The organism is Variovorax sp. FW305-3-2-15-B-LB1, from assembly GCF_058787635.1.
In genome coordinates this window covers 1-22,251 of the sequence record NZ_JBYSZY010000013.1, presented here as the reverse complement: position 1 = coordinate 22,251, position 22,251 = coordinate 1, and the positions used below count along the sequence as shown (strand labels likewise).

General features: G+C 69.6%; 13 protein-coding genes. 5 read left to right on the top strand and 8 right to left on the bottom strand.

Features of this window, described 5'->3' with window-relative positions:
* Positions 1 to 3 precede the first annotated feature (3 nt).
* The 3 genes from AC3WQR_RS10685 to AC3WQR_RS10675 form a co-directional block, all read right to left on the bottom strand.
* Entirely contained in the window at positions 4 to 810 is an 807-nt protein-coding gene (locus tag AC3WQR_RS10685; RefSeq protein ID WP_492741999.1) for a transglutaminase-like domain-containing protein, read from the bottom strand.
* 69 nt (positions 811 to 879) lie between these two features.
* Complete coding sequence (locus tag AC3WQR_RS10680; protein ID WP_492741998.1) at positions 880 to 1,323, bottom strand: SRPBCC family protein; 444 nt, start codon at positions 1,321 to 1,323, stop codon at positions 880 to 882.
* Between the two features lie 68 nt (positions 1,324 to 1,391).
* On the bottom strand, positions 1,392 to 2,291 hold the full coding sequence (locus tag AC3WQR_RS10675; protein ID WP_492741997.1) for a LysR family transcriptional regulator: 900 nt from the start codon (positions 2,289 to 2,291) through the stop codon (positions 1,392 to 1,394).
* Positions 2,292 to 2,391: 100 nt separating this feature from the next.
* Between AC3WQR_RS10675 and AC3WQR_RS10670 the strand changes: the two genes are divergently transcribed.
* Positions 2,392 to 3,363, top strand: a complete 972-nt coding sequence (locus AC3WQR_RS10670) for a Bug family tripartite tricarboxylate transporter substrate binding protein (protein ID WP_492741996.1) — start codon at positions 2,392 to 2,394, stop codon at positions 3,361 to 3,363.
* Positions 3,364 to 3,367: 4 nt separating this feature from the next.
* On the top strand, positions 3,368 to 4,597 hold the full coding sequence (locus tag AC3WQR_RS10665; RefSeq protein WP_492741995.1) for a CaiB/BaiF CoA transferase family protein: 1,230 nt from the start codon (positions 3,368 to 3,370) through the stop codon (positions 4,595 to 4,597).
* 207 nt (positions 4,598 to 4,804) lie between these two features.
* Here AC3WQR_RS10665 and AC3WQR_RS10660 read toward each other — a convergent pair whose 3' ends face one another.
* Genes AC3WQR_RS10660 through AC3WQR_RS10650 form a run of 3 tightly spaced genes read right to left on the bottom strand, consistent with a single transcriptional unit; the run spans position 4,805 to position 9,234 of the window.
* Entirely contained in the window at positions 4,805 to 7,171 is a 2,367-nt protein-coding gene (locus AC3WQR_RS10660) for a CHASE2 domain-containing protein (protein ID WP_492741994.1), read from the bottom strand.
* 15 nt (positions 7,172 to 7,186) lie between these two features.
* Positions 7,187 to 8,488, bottom strand: coding sequence for a FecR family protein (locus AC3WQR_RS10655; protein ID WP_492741993.1), 1,302 nt, complete (start codon positions 8,486 to 8,488; stop codon positions 7,187 to 7,189).
* Positions 8,488 to 9,234, bottom strand: coding sequence for a response regulator transcription factor (locus AC3WQR_RS10650; RefSeq protein WP_492695759.1), 747 nt, complete (start codon positions 9,232 to 9,234; stop codon positions 8,488 to 8,490). Before AC3WQR_RS10650 ends, AC3WQR_RS10655 begins: the two co-directional genes overlap by 1 nt.
* Before the next feature lie 313 nt (positions 9,235 to 9,547).
* Here AC3WQR_RS10650 and AC3WQR_RS10645 point away from each other — a divergent pair, with 313 nt between their 5' ends.
* The 3 genes from AC3WQR_RS10645 to AC3WQR_RS10635 are packed head-to-tail and all read left to right on the top strand — an operon-like array spanning position 9,548 to position 21,062.
* Positions 9,548 to 19,735 carry an ESPR-type extended signal peptide-containing protein gene (locus AC3WQR_RS10645; RefSeq protein ID WP_492741992.1) on the top strand — a complete coding sequence of 3,396 codons (10,188 nt, stop codon included), beginning with the start codon at positions 9,548 to 9,550 and terminating at the stop codon, positions 19,733 to 19,735.
* 26 nt (positions 19,736 to 19,761) lie between these two features.
* Entirely contained in the window at positions 19,762 to 20,622 is an 861-nt protein-coding gene (locus AC3WQR_RS10640) for an OmpA family protein (protein WP_095747570.1), read from the top strand.
* Between the two features lie 2 nt (positions 20,623 to 20,624).
* Positions 20,625 to 21,062 (top strand): hypothetical protein, encoded by a 438-nt coding sequence (locus AC3WQR_RS10635; protein ID WP_095744971.1) that lies wholly within the window; start codon positions 20,625 to 20,627, stop codon positions 21,060 to 21,062.
* A 39-nt stretch (positions 21,063 to 21,101) separates the two neighbouring features.
* Here the strand turns inward: AC3WQR_RS10635 and AC3WQR_RS10630 are convergent, their stop codons facing one another.
* Positions 21,102 to 21,896 (bottom strand): winged helix-turn-helix domain-containing protein, encoded by a 795-nt coding sequence (locus AC3WQR_RS10630; protein ID WP_492741991.1) that lies wholly within the window; start codon positions 21,894 to 21,896, stop codon positions 21,102 to 21,104.
* A 3-nt stretch (positions 21,897 to 21,899) separates the two neighbouring features.
* Positions 21,900 to 22,136 carry a hypothetical protein gene (locus tag AC3WQR_RS10625; RefSeq protein WP_070060321.1) on the bottom strand — a complete coding sequence of 79 codons (237 nt, stop codon included), beginning with the start codon at positions 22,134 to 22,136 and terminating at the stop codon, positions 21,900 to 21,902.
* Between the last annotated feature and the right edge of the window lie 115 nt (positions 22,137 to 22,251).

Here is a 22,251-nt window from a genome sequence, read left to right as displayed (position 1 = left end):
AGTTCATTGCACCTCGTCGCACCACACCCTGAACCCATCCAGTTCGTTGGGCCCGAAGGTGTTGGACAGCGCGACGTCGCTGGCGTCGCGCCCTTGCGCGATCAGCACGCGGCCGATGCGAGGCACGTTGTTGCGCGCGTCGAAGGTGTACCAGCGGTCGCCCAGGAAGGCCTCGAACCAGCCCGCGAAGTCCATCGTGCCGTGCGGCGGCGGGGTGCCGACATCGCCGAGGTAGCCGCTGCAATAGCGGGCCGGAATGTTCAGGCAGCGGCACAGCGTGATGGCCAGGTGCGCATAGTCGCGGCACACGCCTTGCCCTTCCTTGAAGGCTTCGAACGCCGAGCGGGTGCGCCGCGCATGCGGGTAGCCGAACTCGATGTGCTGGTGCACGAAGTCGCACACCGCCTGCACGCGGCCCCAGCCGGTCGGGCCGTTGCCGAAGCGCTGCCAGGCGAAGTCGGACAGCAGGTCGGTTTCGCAGTACCGGCTGCCCAGCAGGTAGAGCAGGGTGGACTCGGGCAGGTACTCCACCGGCACCTGCGGCGCCGAGGGCACGACGATGTCGGGTGCGCCGCCGTCGTGGACCACGGTGTCCGTGCTCAGCACGAAGCGGCCCGCGGGGGCGACCAGGCGTGTGCACCAGTTCCCGAACAGGTCACGGTACGCGGTGGTGGGAACGGCCGGTTTCGTGAGCAGATGGTCCGGGCGCAGCAGGTCCGAGGCGCGCGAGTAGTGAATGCTGAGGGCCAGGATCATCGGCGTCGGCCGGGGAAACTGGTAGGCGATCTCGAAACCGAGCTGGATGTTCATCGGCCCATGATGCGCCTTCATTCGCCAGCGCGCGGGAATTTGCGGCGCGATGCCAGCGCGCGGCGGCTTTCAGGGGGCGTCGCCGGGCCCCGACGTGGCGTGGCGCTGCTCGGCATAGGCCTTCAGCGACAGCATGGTCCGGGGCAGTCCATGCCGAACCTGCTTGGCGACGCCCGGCCCGAACAGGAAGGCCAGGGCGCCGGTGAACCACACGCGGTGCACCACGTCCGAGCCACTGTCCGTTGCAGACACCGTGTGCTTGAAGTGCATGCGAAACAGGGGGATGTAGCCCTGCGCGGTGAACGACTGGCCCTCGGAGCGCTCCGTGACCACCATCGGAACGCCCATGCCTTTTTGCGGAACGATCCGGCCCTTGGTGCCCACGGCGAAGGGGCCGTCGAGCCGGGCCTGCTTGGTGTCCGGGTCCCACAGGTGCCATCGGTCGACCTCGCTCCAGATGCGGTCGATGACTCGGGGCGGGACGGCGATGTGGATGCGTTCTTCGATGTGCATGGGAGGAGGGGTTGAAGGGATCGTGGAGCCTAACGCACGCGGCGCGCCATGCCTTGCGCCTCCGGTCGTCAGCGCTCCTTGCGCAGGATGTCTTCCAGCGCCTCCATCGCTTGCGATGCCGAGGGGCTGAGGTAGCCGCCGGCGCGCCGCACGATGCCCACGCGGCGGGTCGATCGCCATCCGCCGACGGGGCTGACGGGCACGAACTGCGCCGCGACCGGCGGCTCTTTCAGGACCGAACGCGGCACGGGCATCAAGGCGCCCAGCGAGCGCACCAACGCCAGCTCGCGCTGGGACGAACGCGAGGTGCCCACCGGCTCGGGCGGGTCGAGCCGGTGCGCGCGGAAGTTCGCTTCGAACTCGGTGTGCGTCGAGGTGCCGGGCGCCATGACGATCCACCGCGCCTGCGCGAGCTGGTCCCAGCCCACCTCGCGTTTGGTGCGCGCCAGCGGATGGCCGATCGGCGCCATGGGCAGCAGCGGGTCGTCCCGCAGGCCTTCCCATGCCAGCGCGGCCGCCGGTTTCTTGTGCAGGCCGGTCAGGGCGAACTCCAGCTCGCCCATGGCGACGGCCCGCGTGAGCGAGTCGGAGTTGCCACCCGACAGGTCCACGCGGATCCCGCGCTCGATGAGCGCGGCCACCACCGGCAGCACCCAGCGGTCGGGAATGCCGTCGCCGACACCGCAGCGCAGCACGCCCGCGCGCGCCTGCCGCAGGTCGCGCAGTTCCGCATGCAGGTCGGCGGCGTCCAGGTCGATGCGCTGCGCCCGCTTCAGGAAGGCCTGGCCCAGCTCGGTGGGGCGCATGCCCCGGGCCAGCCGTTCGAACAGCTTGACCTTGGTGGCGCGCTCGAGCCGCGTCACGGCCTTGCTCAGGGTGCCCGGTGAAATGCCGAGGCAGGCCGAGGCATGGCTCAGCCCGCCTTCGCGCGCGATCACCACAGCCAGATGGAGGTCGTTCAAGTTCATGGTTTTCCAAAGTGGAAAAGGTCGCCACGGAATGTAGGTTGCTGCGCGCCGGGCGGCAACCTATCGTTCAGCCCGGACACCACCAGGAGACACACCCCTCATGCTTCGCAGTTCTTTCTTCCTGGGCGCCCTGTGCGCCTTGTGGGCCCTGGGGACTGCCTCGGCCTGCGCACAGGCGGCCTATCCTTCACGCCCCATCACGCTGGTGGTTCCATTCGCCGCGGGCAGCGGCACCGACATCGGCGCGCGCGTGCTGGCCAAGGACCTGACGGACATCCTGAAGACGCCCGTCATCGTCGACAACAAGCAAGGCGCCAACGGCGCGCTGGGAACGGCGGCGGCCGCGCGCGCGAAGCCCGATGGGTACACATTGCTGATCGGCTCGGCCACGACCAACGCCGTCAATTTCTCGTTCTTCCCGGCCAGGCTCGGCTATGAACCCGGGTCGTTCGAGATGGTGGCGGGCCTGGGCAGCAGCCCGATCTCGCTGTACGTCGCGGCCAACGCCAAGTGGCGCAACCTGGCCGACCTGATGGCCTACGGCAAGGCCCATCCGAACGCGCTCAGGTGCGGCAGCGGCAACGCGGTGACACAGGTGGCCTGCGAGATCTTTCGCAAGTCGGCGGGCATCGACGCCGTCACGGTTCCCTACAAGTCGAACCCGCAATCGCTGGCGGACCTGGCCGGCGGGCACATCGACTTCGCGTTCTCCGACGCGTCGGTGGCCAAGGTCTTCATCGACGGGAACAAGCTGAAGCCGCTGGCCGTGGCCGCCGCGCGGCGCTATCCGGCCACGCCGGACGTCGGCACGTTCCGCGAACAAGGCATTGCCGATTTCGAGATCACCGGATGGACCGCCGTGTTCGTGCCCGCGGGCACGCCCGCGCCCATCGTCGAGACGCTGCATGCGGCCATCCGCAAGTCGTCGGCGTCGCCGGAGTCGGTGCAACTGCGCGCCAGCAGCGGAACGCAGCCGCTGGCGTTCAATCTCGAAGAGGGCCGCCGCTTCGCCAGGGAAGAGATCGCCCGCTGGGCGCGTTATGTGAAGAACAGTGGCGTCAAGCCGGAGTGACGCGATGACATCGACCCCCACACCCCTGGCCGGCTTGCGCGTCATCGACTGGACCCACGTGCTGGCCGGCCCCTTCGCCGGCTACCAGCTCGGCCTGCTCGGCGCCGAGGTGATCCGCATCGAGCGCGCCGACGGCGACGACATGATTCGTGCCAAGGGCCTGGATGCCGAACTGACCGCCCTCGGACTGGGCGAGACCTTCGTGACGCAGGGCGCGGGCAAGCGCTCGCTGGCCATCGATGCACGCGACCCGCGGGCCAAACAGGCGCTGGCCGAACTGATCGGCAGCGCGGATGTGCTGCTGGAGAACTTCCGGCCCGGCAAGCTGGCGGCGCTCGGCTTCGATCCGCAGCAACTGATCGCACGCCATCCGCAGCTGGTCGTCTGCTCGATCACCGGCTTCGGCCCCGCATCGGACCGGCGCGCCTACGACCACGTGATCCAGGCCGCGAGCGGGCTGATGGCAGCCAACGCCGACCGCGACGGCAAGCCGCAGCGGGTGGGTTTTCCGCTCGTCGACTACGCCGTGGGCCAGCAGGCCGCGCTGGCGGTGATGAGCGCGCTCTACCGGCGCGACCGACCGAACGGCGAGGCGCGCGTGCGCGGCGAATGGCTCCAGGTGTCGATGATGGGCGCGGCGCTCACGTTGATGGCGCCCACCTACGCCGGGCCGCTGGTCAGTGGCATGGAGATGCCGCGCAGCGCATCGACCGCGTTTTCCGGCAGCCCCCTGTCGGGCACTTTCGGGGTGGCCGACGGCCAGCTGGCCATCGTCTGCAATGCGGCCGACCAGGCGAAGGGGCTGCTGAACGCGCTGCGCGAAACCGGCACGGACGCCTCGCTGCTGTCGTCACTGCACGAGGCCGCCGAACTGCGCGACGTGCCGCGCGCGCAGGCGCTGCTGGGCCAGGCGCTGGGCGGAAGGAGCACGGCCGAATGGGATGCGCTGCTGACCCGCCACGGCGTGCCCGCCACGCCGGTGGTGCGCCCCGCACAGGCGGCGGCACAGATGGCGTGCGACTGGCCGCACGTGGAGCTGCCGTTGCCGAACGGCGCGCGGCGGGTGCCGGTGCCGGGCATCGGCTTCACGTCCAGCGAGCCGCTGACGCCTTCGCTGCGCGCGCCCGTGCGTCGCGGCGCGGACACCCGGCGCCTCCTGGCCGAAGCCGGGCTGGAGGCCTCGGCCATCGCGGCCATGCTCGCCGACGGTGCGGCGAGCGAGCCCTCGGACTGAGCGCTGCGGTGGTCCCGCCGGTGCTGCGGCGCGTCCCGATTCGGCGCCGAAAGTGTGGCGAAAACGCCGAGAAAAATATTTCTCCAGGTTTTTCAGCGTCGCTGCCTGTTTCGCAGGCACCGTGTTGCAGGCCCCGCCAGGCAAGGGTTTCGCGCGCTGCGCACACGGTTTTCCACAACATTGTCCCCATCGGGATTGGAAAACCCGTCACTTCGATGTGCTAGGGCGCGAACCGGGCAGGGGCAGCCGCAGCCAGACGGTCGTGCCGGCACCGGGCGTGCTGTCCGCGCCCAGGGTGCCGTTGTGTTTCTGGACCACCGCGCGCACGACGGAAAAGCCCAGGCCCATGCGCCGCGTGCCCGTGCCCTTGGTCTCGCCGGGGGCGGCTTCCGGCGCGGTGGGGGCGCGCCGGCCGCGCGGTGCATGGAGCAGGGCGTCGAGCTGTCCGGGCGTCATGCCCGAGCCCTGGTCGCTGACGGAAATCCGGACGCCGGCCGCGTCCGCGCCGTTGGCACCGGGCTCGATGGCCATGCCCAATTCCACGCGGCGGCCGGACGGGCTGTGGCGGATGGCGTTGTTCAGCAGGTTGACGATGGCGCGGGTCAGCAAGGCCCCGTCGGCGCGCAGGGTCGTGTCGCCGGCGGCGTCGTCGATGCGCGCTTCGACGCGCACGCCATGAGACTGCGCGTAGTGCCACACCTGGTCTCTGGCATCGAGCAGCACGGCGCCGACGTGCGTGTCCGCAAAGCGGTAGTCGTCCGATTCGGCGAGCGCGAAATCCATGAAGCCCTCGGCCATCGCCAGGGTGCGCTCGGCTTCGCGGCCGATGGCCGAACGCATGTCGGCATCGGCCGTGGGATGCATCGACAGGATGCTGAGGATCGTGACCTGCGGGCTGCGCAGGTCGTGCGACAGGAACTGGCGCCACTCGTCGCGCTGGCGCTGCGCTTCGCGCTCGGCCGTGAGCTCGGGCAGCATCACGACCCAGCCGCGGTCTTCGGGCGCGTCGCCGCTGAAGGCCGCGGCCTCCAGGCGGAACACGCGCGCGTCGGGGGTCGCGTATTCGCCGTGCAGCCGGTCGGTCCAATGGGCGGCGTCCGTGCGGGCCGGCGCGCCGCTGGCGGGCGGCACGGCCAGCGGCGCGATCAGCTCGGGCAGGCGCACGCCGCGCAGCGCGGGCGGTGCAATGCCATCGTCGTCGTGCGACGGCATGGCATCGCCGCCCAGCAGCCGGAAGGCCGCCGCGTTGCCGGACCCGATGTGCCCCTCTTCGTCGCAGATCAACATGGCCACGGGCATTGCCTGCATGGCCTTGTCCATGAGCTGCTGCATGCGCCGCAGGCGTGCAATGGCGCGGTCGAGCGCCTGCTTGGGATGCTCCGCCGGATCGGCGGGCGCCGGCGAGCGGGCCGGCATGACTTCGAAGGTGCCGCCGGGCAGGGCGTCGAGCACCTGTGCGCGCTTGCGCAGGTAGACGAACTGCGATTCGAGACGGCGCCAGCTCCACAGCAGGTAGAGGATGGCCAGGCCGAGCATCGGCGCCACAGGCGGCAGCCAGTGGTGCCACGCCAGCATGGCGACGCTGCTGATCAGCAGGCACGCGCTCGCGAGGCCGGCGGCGATCGGCAGTGCGTGCCGGCCCCGACGGACCAGCAGCCACAGCGCGAGCCACAGCGGCACCACGGTCCAGGCCGCGTGCCACAGCGGGGGCGACACGCTCACGTTGCGCCCGTGCATCAGGTTGTCGATGGCATTGGCATGCACTTCCACGCCGGGCAGCACGCCGCGGATGCCGGCGTTGGGCGTGAGCGTCTGGTCGCCGAGGCCGGGCGCGGTGGCGCCCACGAGCAGCAGCTTGTCGCGCAGCAGCTCGGCGGGCACTTCGCCGCGCAGCACGCTCACGTAGGGCACGGTGCGGTAGCTGCCGCGCGGGCCGGCGAAAAGCAGGCGCAGCGGGCTCTGGCGCAACCAGTCGACCGGCGTCGCCTCGGGGTCGACCACGGCCGGCGGGACGCGCCGCGCCATCAGCGCGCCCACGTAGGGCTGCAGCTGGTTCGGATAGCCCTCGAGCAGGTACAGCGTGCGCGCCACGCCGTCGGTGTCGGGCGCGAGGCCGGCATGCCCCACGCCGCGGGCCTGGGCGGCAAAGTCCGGCAGCGGCGGCAGGAAGCCCGGCCATTCGTGGCTCGTGAAGGCCAGGGGGCTCGCATGCAGCAGCGGCAGGTACACGGGCAGCAGGCCCATGGCCTGCGCCAGGTGCGCGTCTTCGCGCGGGTCGGCGCTCGGCTCGGTCAGGAAAAGATCGAGCAGCACCGCGCGCGGCGCCGCCGGGGCGAGCCGTTCGAGCAGGCGCGCGTGGGTCGCGCGGCTCCAGGGCCAGCGCCCGAGTTCGCGCAGGCTGTGCTCGTCGATGGCGATGATCAGGATGTCGGCCGACGCCCGGTGCGAGGCCAGGATCAGCAGGCGGTCGTGGATGTACGCATCCATCTGCAGCAGGCCCGGGCGGTGCGCCAGGCCGAGCATGGCCAGCGGCAGCAGCAGCGCCATCAGCAGGCGTTCGACGACGAGGCGCATGCGCGTGGCCCCGCTTCAGCGCGCCGGAATGTCGAAGCTTCCGCCGAAACCGGTGGCTGCGGACGCAGCACCGTCGGGGGTGGCCTGGCGCGCGCGCCAGTGGTAGCGCCCGCCGAGCGCGAAGGGGCCGACCGTCATGCCGGTGGCATAGACCGCGGGCTCGTTGACCAGCAACACGGCGAAGTCAGGGCTGCGCGCGAGTTCGAAGGTGTAGCGCTGGCCCGCGATGCCCGGCCAGCGGACCTCCACGCGCCCGTCGGGCAGTGCGGTCGACGTGCTCTGGCCGCCCGCGCCGCCTTCGACCGTGGGCAGGTAGACCGTGCCGTCGCCCGGCAGCCCTTCGAGCCGGGCGGCATCGAAGGCCGTGAGGCGCAGCTGGTAGAGGCCCGACGGCAGTTCCGCCGGCACCGTGAAGGAAGGCCCTGGGCCGCGTTGTTCGTACACCGGCAGCAGGAAGCGCTCGTCGCGCGCCAATTGCAGGCGGTAGGTTTGCGCGCCCGCAACGGGCGTGAAGCGGAACGTGCGGTCGTTGCGCGCCGTCGTTTCGGGCACCAGTTGGGGCGCCGGCAGCAGGCCCTGCGCTTGCGACGGGCCGCTCTCCAGCAGCACCGCGCCGCGGCCTTCGCGCAGCACGAGCGGCGGTTCGGCCTGCGCGGTGCGCTGCACCACCACTTCGCCCGAAATCACTTCGCCGGTCAGCACGCCGTCTTCGTCGCGCACGCGGAAGTGGGTGCCGCGCACGCCCAGGCCCATCGACCGCGCGCGGATCTCGAACTGCTGGTTCGGCTGCTGCTTGTGCACCTGCGATTCGACGCGGCCTTCGATGAGCCGCAGCCGCACCGTATTGGCGTCGATGGCCAGCACCTCCAGCGCGCTGCGCGAGGGCAGCACGACGCGGCTCCCACCGGCCACGCCCAAGGTCACGAAGGCATCGGTGCCGGTGATGAGCGTGTCGCCGGCCTGGATCGGCAGGCCGGGCGTGAGGACCTGTTCAGGCACACCCGCGCGCTTGCGCGAGGCCCGCCCTTCGACCGCGGTGACCACCGCCGCGCCCTCGGGTACGAGCCGGCCGTCGGCAAAGTACAGCACCGTGCCCGGTTGCAACAGGCGCGGCTCGCCCACCTGGTTGCGCTGCTGCACTTCGGGCCAGCGCAGCGGCGTGTCCAGCTGCTGCCCCGAGATGCCCCACAGGGTTTCGCCGGGCTTCACCACGTGCGGCGACTGCGCGCCCGCCGCCGTGGCGACGAGCAGCGCGGCGCAGGACAGCAGGCGGTGCAGGCGGAACGGGCGGAACGGGGTTGGGTGCGTCGTCGCCATCAGGAATCCGCCTGCGGTGCGTGTTGCGTGGCCTCGAGCCGGTAGCCGCGGCCGTACACCGTGCGCAGGCTCAATCCGCTTTCGGCTTCGAGGCCGAGCTTGCTGCGCAGCCGGTAGATGTGGCTGTCCAGCGTGCGCGAAGGCAGTTCTTCGTTGCTGTAGCCGGCGCTTTCGAGCAGATGCGCGCGCGACACCGTGTCGCCCATGTGCTGGAACAGCGTCAGCGCGAGCTTGAATTCGCGGTCGGTGAGGGCGTGCCGCTGCGGCGCGGCGTCGTCGCCCGGGGCCGGGTGGATCAGGACGCTTTGCGACACCCGTTCGAACTCCCAGCGGCCGAAGCGCTCGCCATCGGACGGCGCGATCGGCACGCGCCGGGCCATCAGGCGCTGCACGCGGGCGCGCAGTTCGAGCGGTCGGAAAGGTTTGACGATGTAGTCGTCGGCGCCGAGGTTCAGCGCCTGCACCACGTCGTGCTCGGAAGCGCGCGAACTCAGCATGAGCACGGGCACCTTGTCGGTCTGCCACTTGCGCAGCCACTGCAGCAGTTCGACGCCGGCCAGGCCGGGCACGTTCCAGTCGAGCACCAGCAGATCGAAGCTTTCGCGTCGCAGTGCCTGTTGCAAGGTCGACCCGTTCGAAAACGTGATGCAGGTCACATTCGTCTCGCCAATTGTTAACAGCTGCTCGAGTGTCCGCACGAGATGCGAGAGCTGGTTCGGGTCGTCTTCAAGGATGGCGATGCGCATGGACTCCAGGGGTGGCGGCGGCAATTTTGACAGTGAATCCACACCCGAAATCTGACGAATTCCGTAGCGTGAACGTTAGCAACATTGTTGGCGATGGTTATGAAGTAGTAAAGAAATTCACAAATGCAGACTAAAGCTGGCTGCAAATCTGACCAAACCTCACGCCGGCCCTTCGACCCTCGAAGGCCCTCGACATCATCCGCCCCCTGTAGCGCCACCCGGCGCTCCGATCACTCCACATCTCCGGTCATCTCCGCTCGCCATGTCGCGATCCTGCGGAGTAAGGCCGGCTTGCATCCGAGGAACAGGGGAAATGAACAAGTCTTATCGATCCATCTGGAATGAGGCGCTGGGCGCTTGGGTTGCCGCGTCGGAAATCGCCTCGGCCCGAGGCAAGAAGAGCCGCAGCGCGCAACGCCAGCTGGCCGCGCTGGGCCTGGGCATGCTCCTGTTGGGCGGGCCGGCGCTTGCGCAGGTCGGGGTCGGCACGCCGTCCCCGGACCCCAGTTCCTGGCTGACCATCGGACCGGAGCCGGGCGCGGGTGTGCCGAACAAGGGCGTGCTGATGCCGCGTGCCGCCTTGACCGACGCTACGACCTGGGGCCTGGCCGCGCCGACGCCGATCGAAGGCATGGTGGTCTTCAACACCACGGCAGGCACCTCGGCCAACGGCCTCGGCGTCGGGCTGATGACCTGGAAGAACGGTCGTTGGGTGAATGTCGACGAGACGCCGTACCTGCATGTGAATTCGACGGCTGTCGGCAATTCGACCCAGGCCAACTCGGGCGCCATCGGCGCCAACAGCGTGGCGATCGGCCCCGATGCGAAGGCGCTCGCGAACGACACCGTAGCCATGGGCAACGGCGCCGAGGCGCACAAGCTCGGCGACATCGCCATCGGCCGCGCCGCCATTGCGAGCGGTGGCGATCGCCTGACCGGACCGACCGAGAACTGGAGTTCCGTGGCGGTGGGCACCTATGCCTCCGCGACCGAAGGCAACTCCGTGGCCCTGGGGGGCTCGGCGAAGGCCGAAGGACGCGGCACGGCGCTGGGTTCGCGCGCCGAAGCCGGCTACGACACCGTCGCGATCGGCACGTTCGCGGGCATGGGCCGCCCCGCCAAGACCGACCCGAACGATTTCAGCAATTCGCTCAACACCTTCGTCGGCAGCGGCTCGGGCGCGAGCGGCAATGGCGCGCGCAATTCCTACGTCGGCAACCAGGCGGGTTTTGCGGTGCAGGGCGACGAAAACGCCGGCATGGGCTACGGCGCGGGCGGGCTGTCGGCCGGCAATCGCAACGTCGCGGTGGGCCAGCGCGCCGGCCAGTTCGTGACGGGCGACCAGAACATCAACCAGGGCACGATGGCGGGCTTTCAGGCCAAGGGCAGCAACAACATCGCGCTCGGCACCCTGGCGAGCGCCAACCTGGCGCTGGCCGCGCAGGACCCGAACGCCCCGATCTCCCAGGCCGCCGTGCAGGCGGCGAGCCTGGCGGCGCAGACCGAGTACATGGGCTTTCTGGCCACGCGCGGCGTGACCGAGGCCGGCCTGGCCGACGGCACCTACACCCTGGACGCCAGCGGCAACGTCATCGAGGCCAGCAGCGGCAACGTGCTGGTCACCGCCGCCGAGCTGCAGACCTCGGTCACCCAGGCGTTCCAGCGCAACGGCGTGGCCGGCATCGACGCCAGCCGCACGACGGCCATCGGCCACCTGTCGCGCGCCACCGGCGACGACGCCGTGGCGCTGGGCTCGTCGGCGGTCGCCGGCGACAAGGCCGCCGTGGCCATCGGCACGGCGAGCAAGGCTTTCGGTGTGTCCAGCGTGGCGGTGGGCGATAGCGCCTTTGCGAAGGGCGAAGCCTCCATTGCCATGGGCAAGGGTGCCCAGGCCAACGGCACGCAGTCGATCAGCATCGGCACCGGCAACGTCGTCAACGGCAACAACAGCGGCGCCATCGGCGATCCGAGCACGATCGACGGCGCCAACAGCTACAGCGTGGGCAACAACAACACGCTGGGCGCTGCGGCGAACAACACCTTCGTGCTGGGCAACAACGTCAACGTCAACGTGGCCAACGCGACTGCGCTGGGCGACTCGACCAGCGTGACGGTGGCTGACGGCGCGGCGCTGGGCAGCAAGTCGGTGGCGAGCACGGACAAGGGCGTGGCGGGCTTCGACCCGGCCGCGGGCAAGGCCTCGACGGACACCTCGGCCACGTGGAAGAGCACGCTGGGCGCGGTGAGCGTGGGCGGCAATGGCCAGACGCGCCAGATCACGAACGTGGCGGCGGGCACGCAAGCCACCGATGCGGTGAACGTCGCGCAGCTGAAAGCGGGGCAGACGCATTACTACAGCGTGAACGACAACGGCACGCAGGGCGGCAACTACGACAACAAGGGCGCCGCGGGCCTGAACGCCATGGCCGCGGGCGTCGATGCCAAGGCCGGTGGGGACCATGCGACCGCCATGGGCCACGGTGCGACGGCCGGCGGGCACTATGCGATCGCGCAGGGCTACCAGGCCAACGCGGCCGGCGCGAACGGCGTGGCGATCGGAACCCAGGCCTCTGCCGCCAAGGGCGGCACCGTGGCAATCGGCGCAAGCGCGGGCAAGGATTCGACCGTGCTGACGGGAACCTTCATCGGCTCCGGTGCCGGCAACAAGAGCGCGGGCGCGGACATCACCGCCATCGGCAACAACGCAGGGCAGGCGGCGTCGGGCAACAGCAACACCTTCATCGGGGCAACGGCCGGCAGCTCGTCGGAGGGCGACCTGAACAGCTTCATCGGCGCGGGGGCGGGCATCTTCTCCAAGGGCACCGCCAACTCGGCCTTCGGCAACCTGGCGGGCGCAAACACCGAGGGCGACAGCAATGCCGCATGGGGCTTCGCCGCGGGCGCGTTCGTGAAGGGCGACGGCAACATCGGCATGGGCACTTCGGCGGGCGCCAGCGTCGTGGGTTCGGGCAATGCCGCGATCGGGCAGGGGGCGGGGCTTGGCACCCAGGGTGATGCGAATCTGGCCATCGGTGCGGGGGCGGGCTCGATCGCCAAGGGCAACAGCAACGTGGCGCTGGGCCAGAACGCCGGTCTTGCCGCCGACGGCAACGAAAACATCGCGCTCGGCCAGACGGCAGGGGCCCTGGTGAGCGGCAACCGCAACCTGGCGATCGGCTCGGCCGCGGGCCTTGCCGGCGATGTGGCCTCCGGGAACATCACGCCGACGACGGCGAGCGACACGATCGCCCTGGGCACCCAGGCATTTGCCAATGCCGAGCGCGCGATCGCGATCGGCACGGGCGCCCAGGCGCTGGGCACGCAGTCGATCAGCATCGGCACCGGCAACGTCGTCAACGGCAACAACAGCGGCGCCATCGGCGACCCGACCGTGATCGACGGCGCCAACAGCTACAGCGTGGGCAACAACAACACGCTGGGCGCTGCGGCGAGCAACACCTTCGTGCTGGGCAACAACGTCAATGTCAACGTGGCCAACGCCACGGCGCTGGGCGATTCGACCAGCGTGACCGTGGCCGACGGCGTGGCGCTGGGCAGCAAATCGGTGGCGAGCACGGACAAGGGCGTGGCGGGCTTCGACCCGGCCACGGGCCTGGCCTCGACGGACACCTCGGCCACGTGGAAGAGCACGTTGGGCGCGGTGAGCGTCGGCGGCAACGGCCAGACGCGCCAGATCACGAACGTGGCAGCGGGCACGCAAGCCACCGATGCGGTGAACGTGGCGCAACTGAAGGCGGGGCAGACGCACTACTACAGCGTGAACGACAACGGCACGCAGGGCGGCAACTACGCCAACGACGGCGCCACCGGCATCAACGCACTGGCGGCGGGCGTGGGTGCGCAGGCCAACGGCGAGCGCAGCGTGTCCATCGGCTACCAGGCCGGCGTGGGCGCCAGCGCCGGCCTGGCCGGCCAGAACAACGTGGGCATCGGCACCGAAGCGGGTGGCGGTGTCGTGGGGTCCAGCAACACCGCCGTGGGTTCCGCTGCGGGCAAGGACGTGGCGGGCAGCTCGAATGCGGCGTTCGGCATTGCGGCGGGCCAGGGCGTCCAGGGCGACTACAACCTGGCGATGGGTGTCTACAGCGGCATCGGGACCAAGGGCACCTACAACACCGCGATCGGCGGCAGCGCGGGCCAGGCCGTGAACGGCAACGACAACATCGCCATGGGCGACCTGTCGGGCTCCTCCGTCGTCGGCGATGCAAACATCGGCATCGGTGCTCTGGCTGGTGCTGGAACAACAGGCAGCAGCAACATCGCCATCGGCAGCCTCGCAGGCATCGTCGACACCGCGACGTTTGCCGGCATCACTGCCAACAACACGGTGAGCATCGGCAACAGCGCCGTGGCCAGCAAGGACGACGGCGTTGCCGTCGGCCATGGCGCGCAGGCTGCCGCCGTCAACAGCGTGGCGCTGGGCGCGGATTCGAAGGCGACGCAGGACGCAGCCGCGCTGGCGCTCAAGAACGCCTATGTGCCGGCAGGCGCGACGGCCGTGGCCGGCACCGCGCCGGTGGGCGAGGTGTCGGTGGGCAGCGCGGGCAAGGAGCGGCGCATCACCAACGTGGCAGCGGGCTCGGACGATACCGATGCTGTCAACGTGAGTCAGCTCAAGGGCGCGCAGACGCACTACTACAGCGTGAACGACAACGGCACGCAGGGCGGCAACTACGACAACAAGGGCGCGACCGGCATCAATGCGATCGCGTCAGGCGTGGATGCCGTGGCCGCGGGTGTGGGCACCGTGGCGGTCGGCAACATGGCCGGCTCGGGCAGCACGGCGGCTGGCAACTCGCACAACACCTTCGTCGGGTACGGCGCGGGCCGGCAGGTTGCGGGAGCGGACAACACGGCCGTCGGCAACAGCGCCGGTGTGTCGGTGACGGGCGGGAACAACACCGCGCTCGGGTTGAGCGCGGGCGCCCGCGTCACCGGTGACTCCAACATCGGCATTGGCGTGAACGGCGGGGCGGTCACGACCGGTTTCTCCAACGTGGGCATCGGAAGTTCCGCGGGGCAGGGCACCAACGGCGCCTTCAACGTGGCGCTGGGCGGTCTTGCCGGCGGCGGGGTCCAGGGCAGCGCCAACGTCGCGATCGGCTTGAACGCGGGCGAGAACATCAGCGCCAGCAACACCGTCGCCATCGGCACCCGTGCCAAGGCCACGGGCGACAGCGGCGTCAGCATCGGCACCGATGCCAGCGCCACCTACGCGAACGCGGTGGCGCTCGGTGCCAACAGCACCACGGCCACGGACCTGGCGACGTTGAACGCGAACGCGGCCTATGTGCCGACGGGCGCGACGTCGGTCGCCGGCGCGACGCCGGTGGGCGAAGTGTCGATAGGCGGCGTGGGTGCCGAGCGGCGCATCACCAACGTGGCGGCCGGCGCGGTCGATACGGATGCGGTGAACGTGAGCCAGCTCAAGGCCGTCGATGCGACCGCCAACGCGGGATGGAATGTGGCTGCCAATGGTGAAGCCACGGGCGGCAATGTGGCCCCAGGGGCCAAGGTCGACTTCAGCAACTCGGACAGCAACATCGCGATCACGCGCACCGGCACGGATCTCGACTTCAAGCTAGCTGACGATGTGAAGGTCAACAACAGCGTGACGGTGGGGCAGAGCGTGCTCAACACCACGGGCCTGACGGTGAACGATGGAACGACCACCACAGCCGTTGCGGCCGGTGGCGTGACCAGCGGGACGGTCAAGCTGAGTGGGGTGACGAACGACATTCAGGGGCTGAGCAACAAGACGCTGACCGATCCGAGCTTTGCGACGGTGGGCCGTGCGGCCACTGAAGAGCAGCTCAAGATCGTCAACGACACGGCCAGCGCGGGTTGGAACGTGGCAGCGAACGGCGAGGCCACGGGCGGCAATGTCGCGCCTGGCGGCAAGGTCGACTTCAGCAACTCCGACAGCAACGTCACGATCACCCGCAGCGGTACGAACCTTGACTTCAAGCTCGCTGACGACGTGAAGGTCAACAACAGCGTGACCGTGGGCCAGAGCGTGCTCAACACCACGGGCCTGACGGTGAACAACGGAACGACCACCACCGCAGTCGCGGCAGGTGGCGTGACCAGTGGCTCAGTCAATCTGAGTGGCGTGACCAACGACATCCAAGGTCTGAGCAACAAGACGTTGACTGATCCAAGCTTCGCGACTGTGGGCCGTGGGGCTACGGAAGAACAGCTCAAGATCGTCAATGACACGGCCAGCGCAGGCTGGAACGTGGCAGCGAACGGCGAAGCCACGGGTGGCAATGTGGCGCCTGGCGGCAAGGTCGACTTCAGCAATTCCGACAGCAACGTCACGATCACCCGCAGCGGTACGAACCTCGACTTCAAGCTGGCGGATGACGTGAAGGTCAACAACAGCGTGACCGTGGGCCAGAGCGTGCTGAACACCACCGGTCTGACTGTGAACAACGGCACGACGACCACCGCCGTTGCAGCCGGCGGCGTGACCAGCGGGACGGTCAACCTGAGCGGCGTGACGAACGACATTCAGGGCCTGAGCAACAAAACGCTGACCGACCCGAGCTTTGCGACCGTGGGCCGTGGGGCCACGGAAGAACAGCTCAAGATCGTCAACGACACGGCCAGCGCAGGCTGGAACGTGGCGGCGAACGGCGAAGCCACGGGAGGCAACGTCGCACCGGGCGGCAAGGTCGACTTCAGCAATTCGGACAGCAACGTCACGATCACGCGAAGCGGTACGAACCTCGACTTCAAACTGGCTGACGACGTCAAGGTCAACAACAGCGTCACGGTGGGCCAGAGCGTGCTGAACACGACGGGCCTGACGGTGAACGACGGCGCGGGCAACGTCACGACGACGTCGGCGACGGGCACCACCGTGACCAACGGCACGACCACGACGGCGATGGCCGCCGGCGGCGTGACCAGCGGAGCGGTCAATCTGAGTGGCGTGACGAACGACATCCAGGGCCTGAGCAACAAGACGCTGACCGATCCGAGCTTCGCGACGGTGGGCCGCGCAGCGACCGAAGAGCAGCTCAAGATCGTCAACGACACGGCCAGCGCAGGCTGGAATGTGGCAGCCAACGGCGAGGCCACGGGTGGCAACGTCGCACCTGGAGGTAAGGTCGACTTCAGCAACTCCGACAGCAACATCGCGATCACGCGCACCGGCACGAATCTCGATTTCAAGCTGGCGGACGACGTGAAGGTCAACAACAGCGTGACCGTGGGCCAGAGCGTGCTCAACACCACGGGCCTGACGGTGAACAACGGCACCACGACCACCGCAGTGGCCGCAGGCGGCGTGACCAGCGGCAGCGTGAACCTCAGCGGTGTCACCAACGACATTCAGGGTCTCAGCAACACGACGTTGACCGACCCGAGCTTTGCGACCGTGGGGCGCGCGGCCACTGAAGAGCAACTGAAGAAGGTCAACGACACCGCCGGCGCAGGCTGGAATGTCGCGGCCAACGGCGAGGCCACGGGCGGCAACGTCGCTCCAGGCGGCAAGGTCGACTTCAGCAATTCGGACAGCAACATCGCCATCACGCGAAGCGGTACGAACCTGGACTTCAAGCTGGCCGATGACGTCAAGGTCAACAACAGCGTGACCGTAGGCCAAAGCGTGCTCAACACCACGGGCCTGACGGTCAACAACGGCACGACCACCACCGCAGTCGCCGCAGGCGGCGTGACCAGCGGCAGCGTGAACCTCAGCGGTGTCACCAACGACATCAAGGGTCTCAGCAACACGACGCTGACCGATCCGAGCTTCGCGACGGCGGGACGTGCAGCGACCGAAGAGCAACTGAAGAAGGTCAACGACACCGCCAGCGCAGGCTGGAATGTCGCGGCCAACGGCGAAGCCACGGGCGGCAATGTCGCTCCTGGCGGCAAGGTCGACTTCAGCAACTCCGACAGCAACGTCACGATCACGCGCAGCGGCACGAACCTCGACTTCAAGCTCGCTGACGACGTGAAGGTCAACAACAGCGTGACGGTCGGCCAGAGCGTCCTCAACACCACGGGCCTGACGGTCAACAACGGCACGACCACCACGGCCGTCGCCGCCGGCGGCGTCACCAGCGGCACCGTCAAGCTCAGCGGCGTCAGCAACGACATCCAGGGCCTGAGCAACAAGACGCTGACCGACCCGAGCTTTGCGACCGTGGGCCGCGCGGCCACCGAAGAGCAGCTCAAGCTGGTCGACGCCACGGCCAGCAAGGGCTGGAACCTGAGCGCGAACGGCGAGGCGACGCCGCAGAACATCGCGCCGGGCGGCACGGCCAACTTCGCCAACGGCGACAACATGGTGGTCACGCGCAACGGCAACACGCTGACCGTGGCCACGGCCAAGGACGTGAAGTTCGACAGCGTGACCACCGGCAACACGGTGATGAACAACGCCGGCGTGACCGTGGGCCCGAACGTCACCCTCGGCGCCACCGGCCTGACCATCGTCGGCGGTCCGAGCGTGACCACGGCGGGGGTCGACGCGGGCGGCAAGGTGATCACCAACGTGGCGCCCGGCGTGGCCGGCACCGACGCGGTGAATGTCAGCCAGCTCAAGGACACGGTCGCCGAGAGCAAGACCAAGTACTACAGCGTGAACTCGACCGGCGGCGGCAACGAGAACAACGACGGGGCCACGGGCGCCGACGCGATCGCCGCGGGCAAGGACGCGCAGGCGACGGCTGTCAACGCCGTGGCCATGGGCACGGCGGCGCAGGCCGCGGGCATCAGCGCCACGTCGATCGGCAATGCCGCCTGGGCGATGGGCGACCGCAGCACGGCGGTGGGCTACTTCTCGACCGCCGACGGCATCGACAGCGCGGCCTTCGGCGCCTGGGCGCGGGCTGCAGGCAACGGCAGCGTGGCCGCGGGCGCGGCCTCGAACGCCTCGGGCGTGGCAAGCGTCGCAATGGGCGCGGCGAGCGCCGCGGCCGGCGACGTCAGCGTGGCCGTGGGCGCAGGCAGCACGGCCCCCGCGGCCGGTGGTGCGGCACTGGGCGCAGGCTCGGTGGCAGACCGCGCAGCGGGCGTGAAGGGCTATGTGCCGCCGGAAGCCACCGCCGCGCAGGCGGATGCCATCGCCGCAACCACCAGCACCACGGGCGCGGTGGGCGTGGGCGACGCGGCCAACGGCGTGTTCCGCCAGATCACCGGCGTGGCCGCCGGCTCCGCACCGAGCGACGCCGTGAACGTGGCGCAGCTGCAGGCGGTGGCCAGCCAGGCCGCGGCGGCGGGCAGCAAGTGGATCACCGGTTCGCCGACGACCTACGTGGCGCCCACGTCCACGGGCACCGACAGCACGGCGGTGGGCTCGGGCGCGGCCGTCAAGGCCGACCAGGGCGTGGCCATCGGCACCGGCGCCGTGGTCACCACGAAGAACAGCGTCGCGCTGGGCAACGACTCGACCACGGCGGAGGCCAAGCCCACCAAGGAGGTCACGCTCCAGGGCACGACCTACCAGTTCGCAGGCACCAAGCCGGTGGGCGTGGTCAGCGTCGGCTCGAAGGACGCGGAGCGCCAGATCACCAACGTCGCGGCCGGCGAGATCAGCGCCACCAGCACCGACGCGGTGAACGGCAGCCAGCTCAACGCGACCAACCAGGCGATCAACAACATGACCACGGGGGGTGGCGGTATCAAGTACTTCCACGCGAACTCGAAGGCGGCTGACTCGGACGCCAAGGGCGCGGAGAGTGTGGCGATCGGACCGAAGGCCGTTGCGACCGGCAACAACTCCATCGCCACCGGCAACAACGCGCAGGCCAAGGCGGCCGGCAGCATCGCGCTGGGTGCCAACAGCACGGCCAGCACGGCCAACAGCGTGGCGCTGGGCGACGGCGCGGTGGCCAACCGCGCGGGCATGAACGGGCAGCGCGAGATGTTCTCGAACACCGTGGTGCAGTCGGCGCAGGGCGCGGTGTCGGTCGGTGCGGCCGGCAACGAACGCCAGATCACCAACGTGGCCGGCGGCACGCAGGCCACCGACGCGGTGAACGTGCGCCAGCTGCAGGCCGTGCAGCAAAGCGCGGTGCGCTACGACACGAACGTGGACGGCAGCGTCAACTACAACAGCGTGACCATGGGCAACGGCGCCTCCACCGGCCCGGTCACGGTGCAGAACGTGGCGCCGGGCGTGGCGCCCACCGACGCGGTCAACGTGCAGCAGCTGAACCAGGCCGGCGCCGCCGGCATGGCCTACACCGACGCGCGCACCAACGCGCTGGGCAACGAGCTGCGCAACACCGCCAAGAACGCCTATGCCGGCGTGGCCGCCGCCATGGCCGTGCAGATGCCGGGCACCTCGGTGCCGGGCAAGACGGTGATGCGCGTGGGCTACGGCACGTTCAAGGGCGAGAGCGCGGTGGGCATCAGCTTCCGCCGCACGGCCGAGAACAACGGCTGGAGCGTGACCGGCGGCGTGGGCATGAGCCGCGCCGGGGCCGCGGCCACGGTCGGTGCCGAGTGGGTCTTCAATTGAAGCGGGAGAGAAAAAGAATGAAGCAGATGAACCGAACCCTGTCCGCCGTCGCACTGGCGGCCTTGCTCGCGGCCCTGCAGGGCTGCGCCTCGCCCGGCGCCGCCATCGACAAGGACGCGCAGGCGCGCGCCGCGGCCGAGAAGCCCGCGGCGCCCAGGCCCGAGGAGTTTCCGGCGCTGGACAGCGCCAAGTGGAAGCAGGGCGCCTTTCCGGGCACCGAGAAGTTCCAGCGCGTGCGCCCCGGCATGGGCAAGGACCAGCTGCGCGAGCTGCTGGGCTGGCCGCACTTCAGCGAAGGCCTGTGGGGCGTGCGCGAGTGGAACTACATCTTCCACTTCTACACGGGCAAGGGCAGCGAGCACGTCACCTGCCAGTACATGGTGCGTTTCAACGGCAGCGAGCTCATGACTGGCGGCTGGTGGAAGAACCCCGACTGCGCCTTGCTCGCGCAGCCGCCGGCGGCCACGCCGATACCGGCCAGCACCAAGCTGGCGCCGCCGCAGAAGGTCACGCTCAATGCGGATGGCCTGTTCCGCTTCGACGGCGCCTCGCTCACCGACCTGCAGCCCGCGGGCCGCACGCGGCTGGAGCACCTGGCCGTCGAGCTGCGCAACAACTTCCGCTCGCTGCACTACATCGTGGTGACCGGGCACACCGACCGGCTGGGCGGCGACGCCTACAACGAGGCGCTGTCGCTGGAGCGCGCCAATACCGTGCGCGACCTGCTGGTGCAGCAGGGCCTGGACCGCAAGCTGATCCGCACCGCGGGCATGGGCAAGCGCCAGCCGGTGGTGTCCGACTGCGAAGGCAGCCGCAGCACGCCAGCGCTGCTGCAGTGCCTGCAGCCCAACCGGCGCGTCGAGCTCGACATCGCAGGGGAGCAGTGACGATGAACGCGCCTGCTCCCTCGGGCTACCGGATCGCGCTGGTCGATTCCGACGCCTTGCAGCGCGCCTGCACCGGCAACTCGCTGACGGCGCTGGGGGCCGACTTCATTCCCTTCGTGCGCATCGCCGACCTGATCCAGGCGCTGGAGGTGGGGCAGCGCTTCGACGGGGTGATCGTGGGGCTGCACGCCGACGCGCAGAAGACGGTGGCGCGCGTGCCCGCGATGCACCAGGCGGCCGACTGGATGTTGCCGCTGCTGTACCTCACGCACCGCTCGGAGCTGGAGAGCGTGGAGTCGGTGCCCGTCGCGGTGCGCGCGCAGCGTTCTTTCGAGCTGCTGCTGACGCCCGTGTCGAACGAAGACCTGGGCGCCTGGCTGGCGTCGCTGGACGGCCGGCTGAAGCCGGCGCGTCTGATTCGCGTGGGGGCGGACGCCTGACGCACGCCCGGGGCCCGGCCCGCAGCGGGGCCGGGCCTGTCAGCAATTCACGGCAAGGGCGGCATGGCGTGGCCGGCCTCTTCGCGTGAACTCCCTCTCCTTGACGGGTTCGCGCCCGGGCAACACCGACACCAGCCGGTAGCCCTGCTTGTAGACCGCGCGCAGCTCGTAGCCGTTCGCGGCGCACAGGTCCAGGCGCTTGCGGATGTTGGCCGCGCACACGTCGAGCACGCGCGTGCCTTCATACGGCGTGGTCTTGTCCCAGATCGACTGCCACAGCCACTCGCGCGTGATCACCTGCCCGGCGTTGCGGAACAGCGTGACGGCGAAGGCGTACTGGCGCGGTTGCAGGCGGATGCGCCGCTCGTGCAGCAGCACCGTGTGGGCCATGTCGAGAAAGCGGTAGGGGCCCCAACTCGCCGCGCCGAGGCTGGCGGTCTGCGCGGCCTGCCGGGCGCGCAGCAGCAGGGTGCGCATGCGCCAGGCCAGCTCGTTGATGGCGTCGTCGATGCCGGCGCCGTGCAGCTCGATGAAGTCGTCCCAGCCCGGGGCGTCGCGCCAGGGCATGAGCTGTTCCCAGCGCCTGTCGCGCACGATGAGCAGCGTCGGAATGTTCAGCGCCCGGCAGGCGGCGAAGAGGCTGCGCGAAGCCAGCTCGTTCTCGACCACCAGGAGCAGCAGGTCGATCGGCTGGCCGCTGTCCAGCAACGCAAAGAAGTCGCCCGCACTCGAGAACTGCAGGGCGTCGTAGCCCAGGCGGGGCAGGCTGTGCAGCAGCTGGGGTCCGGTGGTGCCTTGCGGGTCGAGCAGGGCCACGCGCGTGGTCACCGGCATGGCTCAGGACGCCTTCTTGCCGTCCCGGACCGCCAGCACCACGATGCCCACGGCGCACGCCGCGAACAGGAGGCCCGTCGGCACGGCGCCCAGGGTGCCCATCAGCCAGCCGTACAGGTCGGTCAGCATGGCGATGAGCCGGTTGCCGCTGGTCTGGCGGCTCAGGTCGTTGGCAATGAATGCGTTGAACGACAGCACTGAGAAAACCAGCGCCACAAAGCCAGCCACGATCCACTTCACGATGTTTTGCTCCCTTGGGTCCCCGGCGCGGCGCAGGCTGGCCGCCCGGGTCGTTCGATGCTAGCGGGGGCTTCGGGGTGGGAGTCTGATGAATTCTTTCAGCGCCGTTCGGGGC